12 protein-coding genes are annotated in these 13,373 nt (G+C 60.7%); 7 read left to right on the plus strand and 5 right to left on the minus strand.

Features of this window, described 5'->3' with window-relative positions; translation table 11 throughout:
• Window positions 1-102: 102 nt before the first annotated feature.
• From RMQ97_RS07200 to RMQ97_RS07210, 3 genes are read left to right on the plus strand one after another with little or no spacing between them, the layout of a single operon-like run.
• Window positions 103-519: a BlaI/MecI/CopY family transcriptional regulator gene (locus RMQ97_RS07200; protein WP_413660179.1), complete on the plus strand. Its 417-nt coding sequence runs from the start codon at window positions 103-105 to the stop codon at window positions 517-519.
• Entirely contained in the window at window positions 516-1,997 is a 1,482-nt protein-coding gene (locus RMQ97_RS07205) for an ankyrin repeat domain-containing protein (protein ID WP_413660180.1), read from the plus strand. Before RMQ97_RS07200 ends, RMQ97_RS07205 begins: the two co-directional genes overlap by 4 nt.
• A 12-nt stretch (window positions 1,998-2,009) precedes the next feature.
• The gene (locus RMQ97_RS07210) at window positions 2,010-3,527 is read left to right on the plus strand and encodes a serine hydrolase domain-containing protein (RefSeq protein ID WP_413660181.1); all 1,518 of its coding nucleotides are present in this window, start codon (window positions 2,010-2,012) and stop codon (window positions 3,525-3,527) included.
• A 27-nt stretch (window positions 3,528-3,554) separates the two neighbouring features.
• Here the strand turns inward: RMQ97_RS07210 and RMQ97_RS07215 are convergent, their stop codons facing one another.
• Together RMQ97_RS07215 and RMQ97_RS07220 are read right to left on the minus strand one after the other, a co-directional pair.
• Complete coding sequence (locus RMQ97_RS07215) at window positions 3,555-5,441, minus strand: ABC transporter transmembrane domain-containing protein (protein WP_413660182.1); 1,887 nt, start codon at window positions 5,439-5,441, stop codon at window positions 3,555-3,557.
• A gap of 43 nt (window positions 5,442-5,484) precedes the next feature.
• Entirely contained in the window at window positions 5,485-6,105 is a 621-nt protein-coding gene (locus tag RMQ97_RS07220; RefSeq protein ID WP_413660183.1) for a class I SAM-dependent methyltransferase, read from the minus strand.
• A 91-nt stretch (window positions 6,106-6,196) separates the two neighbouring features.
• On the opposite strand from RMQ97_RS07220, the gene RMQ97_RS07225 reads away from it, so the two are divergent.
• Complete coding sequence (locus RMQ97_RS07225; RefSeq protein ID WP_413660184.1) at window positions 6,197-7,111, plus strand: LysR family transcriptional regulator; 915 nt, start codon at window positions 6,197-6,199, stop codon at window positions 7,109-7,111.
• A 53-nt stretch (window positions 7,112-7,164) separates the two neighbouring features.
• Here RMQ97_RS07225 and rpsI read toward each other — a convergent pair whose 3' ends face one another.
• Together rpsI and rplM are read right to left on the minus strand one after the other, a co-directional pair.
• On the minus strand, window positions 7,165-7,662 hold the full coding sequence (rpsI, locus tag RMQ97_RS07230) for a 30S ribosomal protein S9 (RefSeq protein WP_413660185.1): 498 nt from the start codon (window positions 7,660-7,662) through the stop codon (window positions 7,165-7,167).
• A 2-nt stretch (window positions 7,663-7,664) separates the two neighbouring features.
• Window positions 7,665-8,129: a 50S ribosomal protein L13 gene (rplM, locus tag RMQ97_RS07235; protein WP_413660186.1), complete on the minus strand. Its 465-nt coding sequence runs from the start codon at window positions 8,127-8,129 to the stop codon at window positions 7,665-7,667.
• A 222-nt stretch (window positions 8,130-8,351) separates the two neighbouring features.
• Between rplM and RMQ97_RS07240 the strand changes: the two genes are divergently transcribed.
• Complete coding sequence (locus RMQ97_RS07240; protein ID WP_413660187.1) at window positions 8,352-9,764, plus strand: alkaline phosphatase PhoX; 1,413 nt, start codon at window positions 8,352-8,354, stop codon at window positions 9,762-9,764.
• An 86-nt stretch (window positions 9,765-9,850) separates the two neighbouring features.
• Window positions 9,851-10,807, plus strand: coding sequence for a hypothetical protein (locus RMQ97_RS07245; RefSeq protein ID WP_413660188.1), 957 nt, complete (start codon window positions 9,851-9,853; stop codon window positions 10,805-10,807).
• 6 nt (window positions 10,808-10,813) lie between these two features.
• Here RMQ97_RS07245 and RMQ97_RS07250 read toward each other — a convergent pair whose 3' ends face one another.
• On the minus strand, window positions 10,814-11,836 hold the full coding sequence (locus tag RMQ97_RS07250) for a COX15/CtaA family protein (protein WP_413660189.1): 1,023 nt from the start codon (window positions 11,834-11,836) through the stop codon (window positions 10,814-10,816).
• Between the two features lie 180 nt (window positions 11,837-12,016).
• On the opposite strand from RMQ97_RS07250, the gene RMQ97_RS07255 reads away from it, so the two are divergent.
• Window positions 12,017-13,288 (plus strand): NAD(P)/FAD-dependent oxidoreductase, encoded by a 1,272-nt coding sequence (locus tag RMQ97_RS07255; RefSeq protein ID WP_413660190.1) that lies wholly within the window; start codon window positions 12,017-12,019, stop codon window positions 13,286-13,288.
• The last annotated feature ends 85 nt before the right edge of the window (window positions 13,289-13,373 follow it).

The following is a 13,373-nucleotide window of genomic DNA, read 5'->3' on the forward strand; positions in this document are numbered from 1 at the left end:
AGACCTCACGGGCCGGGACCACGCTTCCCCAAACATTACAACTAATTTATTAGTAGATAAGCCAGGCCCGTCCTATCTGTTGTTCAACTAAGGAATTAATAGATGGCACGTCCCCAGACTGAAAACCTCACCGAAGCGGAACAACGCATCATGACCGAACTCTGGCGTCTTGGAGAAGCCAGCGTCCGCGCGCTCACCGATGCCCTGTCCCCGCGTTACAATCTTGCCTACACCACCGTGCTCACGACGGTGCGCATCATGGCCGACAAGGGATATCTGGACTTTCGCAAAGAAGGCCGCGCCCATATCTACCGCCCGGTTCTGAGCCCTCAGCGTGCCCGAACCGATGCGCTGGGACAGATCGCGAGAACCCTGTTTGGCGGATCCAGTAAATCACTCGCCCAGCACCTGGTTGAGGACAACCAGCTGAGCCTGGACGATATCGACGAGCTGCGCGCCTTGCTAATCGAACGCGAAACAGCCGCCTCCAAGTCTGACCCGTCGGGAGATCCGACATGATCACGCTGTTTTTCTCCTGTGTTGTGTCCGCTCTGGTCGGTGGACTATTTCTGGTCGTCTGGCGCGTGCTGGATACCCGCCTGCCCCGACACTGGATCCACCTGCGTCAAGACGTGCTGGGCCTGTTCATCGTAGCAACGCTGATCGTGATCCCGGTCTTTCTCCTGGCTGTGCCGCTTGATCAACCGGCTGTGACGACCAAGCCCCCTGGCCTTTCGAGCTCTAACCTCACGCCCGCCGCGCCAGCGCTGGCGACGCCCCTCGACAACGACGTCCTGCAAACCCGTGGTGTAACAGCGCTGCTCCCAGTGTTGGAAATCCTTGGGATGGTCGCTCTGGTCCTCGTTCTGGTGGGGGCTCTGACACGCGGATGGGCACTGGCGACGGATTTCATCAGCCTCAACGCCCTGATCCGTCAGGCACACCCGCTGATTCCCGGACCGCAGATCAAACTCTCTCATCCCGTGCGCCTCGCCCGGCATCCCGAGATTGCAGGGCCCATGACCGCCGGCTATTTCAGGCCCATCATCCTTCTGCCCCAGGATCTGGAACTGGACGCTCGCGGCCAGGCTATTCTGGAACACGAGATCGCACACATCCGGCGCGGCGATGTCTGGGTCGTCCTGGCATTGCGTATTCTGGACTTGGCGATGTGGTGGAACCTCCCGCTCAAGGCACTGATCCGTCACCTCGATCCGATCCGTGAACAGATTTGTGACCAGATCGCGGCCCGGCGCACGACCGCGCCCATGACCCTCGCCCACGCCCTGCTCGACCAGGCCCGCCCTGCCCGGCACAGCCTGGCGCCCGCTGCTTTGCCCGATCGCCACGCACTAAAACAGCGTCTGGATCTGCTCACCCTGCCGCATGGACGAGAACAATTGCGGACCCGCATTCTGGGCCTCACCCTGACCCTCGGTCTTGTCGTGACCACGCTCACCGTGTTGCCGCGCGCGGATGCGGTTCCAGAACACTGGCGGGACACCCCCCGGTCCAGCGTATTTGGTAACGAGGGAAGCCGCGATGCAACAGCTTTCGTCGAGGCTATTCGAGCTCGCGACATGGCCGAACTTGAGCGACTTCTGGAAAATGGACGCAATCCGAACGGTGCCAATGGTCGTGACGGTTCTGCCTTGATCCAGGCCGCGCGGTCCGGCCAGATCGACATGGTCGACCGCCTGCTGGCCGCAGGTGCCCGTCCTGATATGCCCGTGCGCTTTAATGGAACGCCGCTGATCGCCGCCTCACACTTGGGACAGGAGGAGATTGTCCTGCGACTGCTGGCTGCCGGGAGTGATCCCAACCAGTATGTGCCGGACGATGAAACCGCCCTCATCAACGCAGCCCGTACCCGTTCGGGTAAGATGGAGGATGTGTCCGCGCTTATCATGGCAGACCGATACGGCCAGACCGCCATGGTCGACTGGTTGATCGCGCGTGGCGCCTCCCCTCTGCAAACCTCTCCTTCAGCCCCCTAAGGACCTATAATCATGCAACATCTTCTTGTTGGCCTGCTGCTTAGCACGGGCCTGACGCTCTCCCCTTGCCTGAATTCCGCCCTGGCCCAGCCCGAGACCTTCACCACCTTGCTGCGGGACAGGGTGCAGGTGGGCGCTACAGCCCAGACCTGGACGCTGGCCGAACGCATGGCCGAGCACTCTGTTCCCGGCGTGGCGATCGCCATCCTTGAGGACGGTGAAATCGTTTATGTGCAGGGTTTTGGCACCCGCCGGGCGGGTCAGTCCCTGCCTGTTGATGGCGATACGGTGTTCTCCGCAGGTTCGGTCAGCAAGGTGGCAACGGCGAGCCTGGCACTGGCCATGGCCGAGAACGGCCAACTGGACCTGGACCTCCCCGTAAGCCGCTATCTTGAAAGCTGGTCCCTGCCGGACCAAGCCGCGTATGACGAGGACACTGTCACGCTGCGCACGATCCTCTCGCACACGGCCGGGTTCAACACGCACGGATTTCGCGATTTCCAGCCGGGTGAAAGCCTGCCTTCCACGCTCGATACCTTGAACGGGACGGGCGCGGCCGGAAATGATGCGTTGAGCCTGTTGTTCGCTCCGGGCACGCAATACAAATACTCCGGCGGCGGTTATACCCTGGCCCAGCTCGTGCTCACCGATATTGCCGGAGAACCCTTCGCAGACCTGGCCGATGACGTACTGTTCTCCCCGCTCGGGATGGATCGCTCGACCTTCGCCCAGCCTCTGCCGGAAGACTATGGCAATATCGCCTATGCCCATGGCCGTGACGGTCAGCCCGCTGCCGGAGTTCGCGGTTATGAAAGCTTCCCCGAAACCGCCGCGTCAGGTCTGTGGGTCAGCGCTCATGATCTGGCCCGGCTCACCCGCACATTGATCCAAGCCTATCAGGGACATGATGATTTTCTCTCCCAGGATCTGGCGATCGACATGATGACCCCGGTCGCTCCGAGTGAACATGGTCTGGGTCCCCGGCTGGACGGCTCGGGCGAGAGCTTCTTCTTCCACCATGGCGGTGCCAATAATTCCTACAAGGCCTGGATGGAGGGACATCTGGCGACGGGTGATGGGCTTGTCGTTTTGACCAATGGCAGCAATGGCGATGATATCTATGTCGAGATCCGCAATGCGGTCGCCGACGCCATGGGCTGGTCGATCAATGCCCGCGTCGAGGTTCCCGAGATCACCGTGCCGGCAGACATCCTGGCCGGATATGAGGGCCGGTATCGGGTCTCTGATACATTTCCGCTCGAACATCGCCGCAACATGGTGCGCTGGATCTTTGAGTCCGACCTCAACCTGATCGTCCAGAACGGAGAACTGCGGATCTACACCTCGTCCCCCGATGAGAGCTCTCCCCTGATCCCGGTCGCCCCCCATCGCTTTCTGATCCCGGCCTTCATGCCGCGTGAGGGCGTGGCGGAGCTCGAACTGCATCGAAACGCCGATGGGACCGCGCACGCCATGACATTCCACATCACGGGACGTCAGTCGTTTTATCAGCGTGTCGAGGCCGAATAGGCCCAGGCACACCCTGGCGGAGCAGGCTCAGGCCTGCTCCGACTCCTGTCCGCCAAACTGCAGATCGATATAGCGAGCATACAAACCGCCACGGGCCAGCAACTCCTCATGCGTACCGCTGTCGACGATCTGTCCCTCTTCCATGACCAGGATGCGGTCCGCATCGCGAATGGTCGCCAGGCGGTGTGCGATAACCAGCGTGGTCCGGTCTGCGCTCAACGCCTCCACCGCGGCCTGGATCAAGTGTTCGCTTTCACTGTCCAGCGCACTCGTGGCCTCATCCAGCAACAGGACCGGGGCATCACGCAATATGGCGCGGGCAATCGCCAGACGCTGACGCTGACCTCCCGACAGGGTTTCGGCGTTTTCACCCAGTTCCGTGTCATAACCCTCCGGCAGCGCCATGATAAAATCATGGGCATGCGCCGCACGGGCCGCGGCCTCGATCTCGTCACGGCTGGCACCGGAGCGGCCAAAACCGATATTCTCAGCAACCGTGCCCGAGAAGAGCACCGCGTTTTGCTGCACAATGGCCATCTGGCTGCGTAGATCCTGCATATCCAGGTCGCGCACATCCACACCATCGAGGGTCACCCGGCCGGTTTGCGGATCATAAAAACGCAGGATCAGCTGAAACAGGGTCGACTTGCCCGCACCGGACGGGCCGACCAGCGCCACGGTCTCCCCCGGCGCAATCGCAAGGTTCACATCGCGAAGCACCGGACTTTCTGGACGCGAGGGATAGGCAAACCCCACCTCTTCGAACGCGATCGCGCCCTCGACCGGAGCGATGAAATGGGTCGGCCGGACCGGGGCCTGGATGTCGGGTCGGGCCGCGAGCAATTCCATCAAGCGCTCCGTGGCGCCCGCCGCGCGCATGACTTCGGCATAGGTCTCCGTCAGCATGCCGACACCGGACACGGCCACAAAGGCATACATGACGAATTGCGTCATGGCTCCGGGCGTAATCGCGCCACTTTGAACCTGCACGGCACCATACCAGAGGACTGCAATCAGGCCGGTCAGAATGACGGCGAAGATCACGGCGGTCATCACAGCGCGCACCCGGATCCGGCGCAGCGCGACCTGATAGGTTTCCTCCGCCACATCGGCAAAACGCGCGCGTTCATCGGCTTCCCGGGTAAAGGCCTGGACCGCCTGGATCCCGCGCAGGCTTTCACTGGCGCGAGCAGACGAGGCCGCCAGCGTATCCTGCGAGGTGCGCGAGAGGCGCTGGACCCGTCGTCCGAACAGCAGGATCGGCCCCAGAATGACCGGCCCGAGTGCCAGCACCATTACGGCCAATTGCCAGTTCACTACCACCATCAGGGCCAAGGCGCCGACCGTTGTGGCGACCGTCCGCAAGGCCACGGAGACAGACGAGCCGACGACGGTCTGGATGAGTGTCGTATCCGTCGTCAGGCGGGAAAGTACTTCGCCTGTCCGGGTGTGTTCGTAAAAGGTCACATCCAGTGACATGAGGTGATCAAACACGGCGCGACGCAGATCCGTCACGACCCGTTCGCCCAGGCGCGTGATGAAGTAGAACCGCAGGGCCGCGGTCAGCCCGAGCAGGGCCGCGACGCCCATACCGATGATAAAATAGATGCCCAGCCCGTCATCAGACGGCAGGGCCGAACACACGGCATCACCAGAAGCGCCGCCAAAACCGCAATCCACGACCAGACGGAACGCCGCCGGCAGGACCAGGGTCAGCGCCGACGCCGCGATCAGGAAAAAGGCAAAGGCGATGATCAGCCCCGGATATGCCAGGACGTAAGGGATCAGTCTGCGCAGGGGTTTGGCCGAGCGCGCCTTTTCGCGATGTTCAGCATCACGTTCAAGCTCGGAGGCAAAGGAGGAGCCACGATCGAGATCGACCTGGCGTGACCGGGGGGAGGCTTCAGTCGTCAAGATCGTGGCTCCTGGGCGTAAAGGGCTGGGACATGCCCTTCACTTAGGGACGTCGGGCAATAATGAAAACCGCAACAGCTTTGTCTGGCCGCCAGTCATATTCGATTTGAAAGCCCGCCGCCTCGATATCGCGCACCAGGCGGGTGCGTCCGAAGAGTTTGACCATGGGGACGGCGCCGAACAGGCGGGCCACCTTCAAGAAGGGCCACATAAACCACAGCTTGTCACCGACACAGGCCGTTGAAGAGACAAACACACCGCCCGGTTTGAGCCAGTGGCGGATCTCCTCCAGCGCCGCATGGCGATCCTCCAGCAGATGCAGCAGCGAGAGGGTCAGAACCACATCCTGGCTTTCGCCCTCACAATCGAGATCTTCCAGGCTCGACACTTCGAAATGCACATTCTCGATTCCGGCCTCGGCCGCCTTGGCCTGGGCAATATCGATCATGGCCGGCGAAATATCTGTCGCCCGGATCTCTTTCACATGCGGCGCGTGCAGAAGGGCTGTGGATCCCGTGCCACACCCCAGTTCTAACACATGGCTGTCTGGCGTGAGATAGGTTCGGGTCTTCTCCAGCTTGTGCTGATACGCCGCTTCGTCGGCGATCGGGCTCGCCGCATATTTGTTCGCGATTCGGTTCCAGAAACGGGCTGACGCCGCCATGTCGGGCTCTCCAATTGATGTCTGCCCTATCTAGACATACGCATGCACTATAGAAATTGCTGATATACCCATTTCTGATATACAAAAATCCATGAACTGGCAGGCTATCAATTTCGACTGGAACCATATCCGCGCCTTCCTGGCGACCGCGGAAGAAGGCTCTCTGTCCGGCGCCGCACGCGCGCTAGGACAGACTCAGCCGACCCTGAGCCGTCAAATCACCGCTCTGGAAGACGAGCTGGGTGTCACACTGTTCCAGCGCGGACATCGCTCCACGGACCTGACCCAGTCGGGCATCGAATTGCTGGAACATGTCCGAGCCATGGGTGAAGCGGCCAGCCGGATCTCACTCACAGCGTCCGGACAAGCCTCGACCGTGGATGGCCAGGTCACCATAACCTCCACCGACACCATGGCGGCGGTGTTTCTGCCCAAGATTCTTCGGAAACTGCGGCAGCAAGCTCCCAACATTTCCATCGAAATTGTTGCAGCGTCGGAAATCCGGGATTTGCGCAAACGCGAGGCGGATATCGCCATTCGTCATGCCCGACCGGATCAGTCCGATCTCTATTGCAAGCTCATTGGAGAGACAAAAGGGGCGCTGTATGCCTCCAAGGCCTTTCTCGACGAATGGGGGCGACCGGACAGTCCGGATGACCTGAAGACCTATCCCTTCATCGGCTTCGACCGAAATGAAGACGCCCTGCCCTATTTCCGGGAGATGGGATTTGAGATCGGTCTGGATTGTTTTCGGATCAGTGCCAATCGTGGCCCGGCCATCATGGCCTATGTCCTGGAAGGGCTGGGCATCACCCCGCTGACCCATGATATCGCCGGCCTGTATCCTGAGCTGGAAATCGTCCTGCCGGATCAGCTCAAATCGCTCGACGTCCCCGTCTGGCTGGTCACGCATCAGGAACTCAAGACCAGTCGGCGGATCCGGCTGGTCTTCGATCTGCTGGCGGAAGAACTCACCGCGATCCTTAAGTCCCGGTCCAGACCATAAAAAACGGGCGACCCGAAGGGCCGCCCGCTTGAATACCGAATATCGGTGCGCGATTAACGCTTGGAGAACTGGAAGGAACGGCGGGCCTTGGCCTTACCGTATTTCTTACGTTCCACAACGCGGCTGTCGCGGGTCAGGAAGCCACCGGCTTTCAGAGCCGGACGCAGGCCCGGCTCGAAATAGGTCAGAGCCTTGGAGATGCCGTGACGCACAGCACCGGCCTGGCCGGACAGACCACCGCCCTTGACGGTGGCGATGATGTCAAACTCGTCCACGCGCTCAACAGTTTCCAACGGCTGCTGAAGCAGCATGCGCAGAACCGGGCGGGCGAAAAAGACTTCCTGGTCACGACCGTTGACCGTGATCTTGCCAGAACCGCGCTTGATCCACACACGGGCCACAGCGTTCTTACGCTTGCCGGTGGCGTAAGCACGGCCATGCTCGTCGATCACCGGCTCGGTCGGAACCGTGGACTCTTCAGAGATCGGCGTCTCGCCGGCCTCGGACATCACGTCCTTGATATCTTCAAGGGAGCGGGCTTGTTCGCTCATGATCAGCCTCGCGAATTCTTGGGGTTAAGCGCCTTGAAGTCGATCACTTCAGGCTGCTGGGCTTCGTGTTTGTGCTCGGAACCGGCATAGACGCGCAGCTTGGAAAACTGCTGGCGGGCCAGCGGGCTTTCTTTCGGCAGCATGCGCTTGACGGCGTTCTCGATGACACGCTCAGGGAAACGACCGTCCAGCAGCTTGGCCGGGCTGGTTTCCTTGATACCGCCCGGGTGACCCGTGTGACGGTAGTAACGCTTGTCGTCGCGTTTATTGCCCGTGAAAACCACTTTCTCGGCATTGATGACAATGACGTGGTCACCGGTGTCGATATGCGGGGTGAAGTCCGGACGGTGCTTGCCGCGAAGACGCATGGCGATGAAAGATGCCAGGCGGCCAACAACGGCGCCTTCTGCATCAATCACAATCCATTTGTGTTCGACGTCCGCCGGTTTTGCGGAATAAGTCTTCATGTGAATCCTGCCTATTGCCCGTGCGGGCGATAAAGTGAGCGCGCCATGTACGGCTGAATTTCACTTTGGTCAAGCACCTGTCGAAATTTCTTCCTGTTTTTATACACCTAGCTATACGGTTATATGATACCGCATCTCTTGCCATCCATCTGCGTAACTTTATAACACTGTCGTGAAGTGCCTGTATGGAGAGGGCCACGCCAGTTTTGGGAGCTATCGTCCATGTCCTTGTCTCGTCGAGTGTTTTTGCAGAATGCTGCTGCCACATCCATCGCCTTTGCCGGCCTGACCAGCTGCGCCCGTGCCAGCCAGAGCGGTGGCATGCAAGGCTATTTCAACCAAGTTGAAGGCTATGGCGCACTGCAATCCGATCCCAATCGCCTGTTCGATCTGCCGCCGGGTTTCGCCTATGAGGTGATCTCCACGGTCGGTGACGAGATGGATGACGGCCTCATCACCCCCGGTGATCTGGACGGCATGGCCGCCTTCCCGCGCGAGGATGGACGCATCACCCTGGTGCGTAACCATGAACTCAAATCCCATGAAGTCGAGAAATCCGCCTTTGGCCCGAATATGGAGCGTATCGACCGCATCAATCGGGATCGTATTTTTGACTGGACTGCGGACGGCAAACCGCATCTGGGTGGAACCACCCATCTCATCGTCAATCCACAAACCCTGCAGGTTGAACAGAGCTATATGTCCCTCGCCGGCACGCTGAACAATTGTGCCGGGGGCCCGACGCCCTGGGGCAGCTGGGTGACGTGTGAGGAGACCGAGGACAATGCAGGCCCCACCGCTCTGGTCGAACATGGCTATTGTTTTGAAGTTCCCGCCTCCGCCACCGGCCTGATCGTCCCGCAACCGATCAAGGCGATGGGGCGCTTCCGTCACGAGGCGATTGCCGTCGATCCGGCGTCGGGCGCTGTGTATCAGACCGAGGACCGCCGCGAGCTGTGCCTCTTCTATCGCTATCTGCCGGATGCGCCGGGGGAGCTGATCCGGGGCGGACGTCTGCAGGCCCTCGTCGTCAAAGGCCAGCCGGGTGTCGATCTCACCAACTGGACGACCTCCAATATGAGCCAGGGCGACTGGGTGGAAGTGGAATGGGTCGATCTCGACAATGTCGAGGCCCCCGATGCCGATCTGGCCGATCGCGGCCATGCGGCAGGTGCGGCCCGCTTTACCCGTGGGGAAGGTCTGTGGTGGGGCAATGGCGAATGCTATTTCACCTGCACGGATGGCGGCCCAGAGCGCATCGGCCAGGTCTGGCGGTATGTCCCGTCACGCTTTGAAGGACAGCCGGGTGAAGCCGACGAACCGGGCCGTCTCCAGCTGTTCGTGGAAAGCCAGAATGATGAAGTCATGGAGTATTGCGACAATCTGTGTGTCGCGCCCTGGGGCGATGTCATCGTGGTGGAAGATGGACCGCGTGACCAGTACATCCGCGGCGTGACGCCTGCGGGCGAAGTGTATACCATCGGTCGCAATGCTGACGCCGATGAAAACGGCGATACAAGAGAGATTTGTGGTCCATGTTTCAGTCCCGATGGTTCAACCCTGTTCTTCAGTGTCCAGAATCGCCCCGGCCGTACCTTCGCCGTGCGCGGTCCCTGGGCCAATCGCTCGGCCTAGTCTCGGCCCTGGCGCTTGTCGCTGCGTGTTCGGCGCCTGAAGAGGCGCCGGACCGGCCACAACCTGTCAGTGAGACCGAAGAGGCTGTGGCCGAACTTCCGGTGACCGCAGCCTTTTCAGCCAGCTCAGGGCGGATCTCCGCCCTGGCCTTCCTTCCAAATTTCGATGTCGAAGCCTATGGCCATGTCATCGCATCCCGTCAGGAAGGCGGGCTGGACCTGTATGACATCGACGGCGTGCGCATTGGCGAACTGGCCGGACCTGCGCTTAATGGTCTGGCAACCGCACCGCGCTTCCAGCTGCGCGGCGAAGACCTGCCCCTGGCCTTCGGTGTCGATCCGGCCACCGGCACGCTGAGCGGCTATGCGATTGTGCGTGAGCGTGGAGACATGTTCCCGCTGCCTCTGACCCCCATTGCCAGCGAGACCCGCTATACAGGCCTGTGTTTCTTGTCCGAGGGACCGGGTTTTGTCGATCTGGTCCTCTTGAGCACCGGAACCCAGGCCGATATTGTGCGGGTGCGGGACACGGGCGACCAGCTGCTGAGTGTCGACATCCAGTCCTCGCTCTCCTTGCCCTTCCCGGCCCGTCGCTGCGCGACATTGAACGACAATATCTACACCCTGGGTGATGGAAACGGCGTCGCGCGGACATCGACCGAAGGTGAACAGCTTGCCCGAGGCGATTTCAATGGCCACCAGCTGACTACCATGCAGATGGGCGGCACCCCGGCTGTGTTGATGACCCGGGCTGGCTCCGAAGACAGTTTCGATATCCAGGTTCTGGATGCAGACACCCTGGCCCCCTTGGCCGAAGTGTCCATTATGGACGGCTTGTCGACACCGGGGCTGGGCAATGCCGGTCCCCTGGTCGCGACGGATGCCTCCTACGGCTTCACCGCCTATTCCACCGGTCTGATCGCAGTGTATGACCGCGCTGACGACCGCATCAAGGTGATCGCACGCGACACCTTTGTGCGCAGCACACTGGTCAGCATTCTGGAGGCCGAGGGTTTGACGCCCGAAACAGGCCCGACCAACTGATCGAACTCAGATCGCGCGCCGGGCTGTCCAGCAGGCCAGCCCGGCCGTGATGAAGAGGATGATCGCACCGCCCTGATGCAAAAGGGACAGGCTCAGCGGCGCAACATGCACCAATGTGGTGATGCCCAGCACGACCTGACCCAGAACGACAACCGGCAGGGCGATCATGAAGGGTTTCAGCGCGGCCTGCGGTTCCTTGTACAGCTTCCAAGTGAAGACACCAACCAGGATTGTGACGGCGTAGGCCATCAGACGGTGGTGATACTGCACAGCGGCAATGCTCTCGAACGGTGCCTGCCACCACGGCAAATTGCCGAAATAGGCACTGGGTACCACCTCGCCATTCATGCCCGGCCATGTGTTGTAGATCAGGCCCGCATCAAGCCCGGCCACCAGGGCCCCCAACAGGATCTGCACGAAAATGGCGGCCCACACAGCGTGAGACCAGCCCAACAGGCGTCCCTTGCGCACTGGCGGCGGCCCGTGCAGCGCTTCCATGCCATACCACACCGACAAGCCAAGGATCACAAAGGCCATGCCCAGATGGGTTGCCAGTCGATAATGGCTGACATCTGTGCGATCCACGAGACCGGATGACACCATCCACCATCCGATAAATCCCTGCAGCCCGCCCAGGGCCAGAAGCACCAGAAGGCGCGGCTTGAGACGTCCGGAAATGCGTCCGGTCAGCCAGAAAATCAGGAGCGGCACGCCATACACCAGGCCGATCAGCCGACCGAGCTGGCGATGCCCCCACTCCCACCAGAAGATGAATTTGAACTCATCCAGGGTCATGCCGCGATTTTGCAGCTGATATTCGGAACTTTGGCGATAGAGATCAAAATCCGCCTGCCAGGCGTCCTGGCTGAGCGGCGGCAAGGCGCCGGATATCGGCTTCCACTCGGTGATCGACAGACCGCTATCGGTCAGCCGGGTCGCGCCGCCGACGAGGATCATGGCGCAGACAAATCCGGCAACAATAAAGAGCCAATAGGCAACGAAGCGGTCAGTTTGATTGGAATGTCTCATGGTGAGGCCGCTAACTAGCGCAATTCCCGCCCGACGCAAGCCATGGCGACTGCGACACGGTGTGGCGGCCGGTCGCACCAAGACTGCCACCCAGAGGCAAACCCGCATCAAAACCGCTTCACCTCGACCGCCAGGCCGTGCCAGTCTGGACGCAAAGAACACACGATACGGGAGGTCGACATGACGGACGAGACATCGCCCCTCACCCCGCTCAACACAGACGATACGGTCCTGATCCTGGGCGCGGGACAGGCAGCCGGGCAATGTGCCGCAAGCCTGCGCCAGAACGGCTTTGATGGCCGGTTGATTCTGGCGGGCGAGGAAGACCATCCGCCTTACCAGCGCCCGCCACTCTCCAAGGCTTATCTCTCCGGCGAGATCGATGCCGACCGTCTGTGGGTGCAAAGCCTGGAAACCTGGGCCGAGCAGAAAGTCGAACTGCGCCTTGGCCAGGCCGCGACCGCTATTGAGCGGACGAGTAAAAGAGTCACATTCGCCGAGGGTGATTCCGAGAGTTATGACCGTCTGGTCATTGCAACCGGCTCACGGGTCCGCCCCCTGCCGGTGCCCGGTGCTGACAAGGATGGTGTTCTCTATCTGCGCAATATCGCCGATGTGGACCGCCTCAAGGCCGCCATCACCCCGGGCAAGCGAATCGCGATTATCGGGGGTGGATATATTGGTCTGGAGGCCGCTGCGGTTGCGAAAAAACTCGGCGCGCAACCGGTTGTTATCGAGGCCATGGACCGTTTGCTGGCCCGGGTCGCAACGCCGGAATTGTCCGAATTTGTTCGCCAGGCCCATGAAAAGCGCGGGGTCGATATCCTGCTCGACAGCCAGGTTGCCGAGATCACCGGTCTGTTCGGTGCGGCCAAGGGTGTCAAACTGGCCGATGGTCGCAAGATTGAATGTGACACGGTTCTGGTCGGGATCGGCATTTTGCCCAATCAGGAACTGGCCCAGCAAGCCGGTCTGGATGTTGAGAATGGCATCAAAATCAATGCCTGGTGTCAGACGTCTGATCTCGATGTATTGGCGATCGGCGACTGCACCCGACAGCATAACGTGTTTTATGACCGTGAGTTGCGCTTGGAATCCGTGCCCAACGCCTTGGAACAGGCCAAGCATGCTGCCGCGGCTCTGACGGGACGGCCCGCACCAAAAGCCGAACTGCCCTGGTTTTGGTCCGATCAGTTCGACCTCAAGATCCAGACGGCCGGCCTCATTTTCGATGTGGACCGCACGATCATTCGCGGCTCGCTGGATGCAGAACGTTTCGCCCTGTTCCATTATGCGGGCCCGCGCCTTGTTGCAGCAGATGCGGTCAATGACCCGGCCAGCTTCATGGCGGCCAAGATGATGATCAGCCAGGGCAAATCCCCTGATCCCGATGAGCTGGACGACCAGGACCGGAGCATCAAGGAGATTATGAAGGCAACGCTTTCAGGATAAGTGTCCCGATCCATTGTGCAATTCAGGCCACGCCCAGACCCTGTTTGCACAGGTGCCTCTTAGGTAGACCAGGATTGGGTCGCTT

This window comes from Maricaulis sp. D1M11, assembly GCF_047308265.1.
GTDB lineage: Bacteria > Pseudomonadota > Alphaproteobacteria > Caulobacterales > Maricaulaceae > Maricaulis.

Excerpts from the sequence above, each read along its gene's own strand:
- RMQ97_RS07250 (WP_413660189.1), bottom strand. The coding sequence starts at position 11,836 with ATGAGACATTCCAATCAAACTGACCGCTTCGTTGCCTATTGGCTCTTT.
- RMQ97_RS07255 (WP_413660190.1), top strand. The coding sequence starts at position 12,017 with ATGACGGACGAGACATCGCCCCTCACCCCGCTCAACACAGACGATACG.
- RMQ97_RS07225 (WP_413660184.1), top strand. The coding sequence starts at position 6,197 with ATGAACTGGCAGGCTATCAATTTCGACTGGAACCATATCCGCGCCTTC.
- rplM (WP_413660186.1), bottom strand. The coding sequence starts at position 8,129 with ATGAAGACTTATTCCGCAAAACCGGCGGACGTCGAACACAAATGGATT.
- rpsI (WP_413660185.1), bottom strand. The coding sequence starts at position 7,662 with ATGAGCGAACAAGCCCGCTCCCTTGAAGATATCAAGGACGTGATGTCC.
- RMQ97_RS07240 (WP_413660187.1), top strand. The coding sequence starts at position 8,352 with ATGTCCTTGTCTCGTCGAGTGTTTTTGCAGAATGCTGCTGCCACATCC.
- RMQ97_RS07205 (WP_413660180.1), top strand. The coding sequence starts at position 516 with ATGATCACGCTGTTTTTCTCCTGTGTTGTGTCCGCTCTGGTCGGTGGA.
- RMQ97_RS07200 (WP_413660179.1), top strand. The coding sequence starts at position 103 with ATGGCACGTCCCCAGACTGAAAACCTCACCGAAGCGGAACAACGCATC.
- RMQ97_RS07210 (WP_413660181.1), top strand. The coding sequence starts at position 2,010 with ATGCAACATCTTCTTGTTGGCCTGCTGCTTAGCACGGGCCTGACGCTC.
- RMQ97_RS07220 (WP_413660183.1), bottom strand. The coding sequence starts at position 6,105 with ATGGCGGCGTCAGCCCGTTTCTGGAACCGAATCGCGAACAAATATGCG.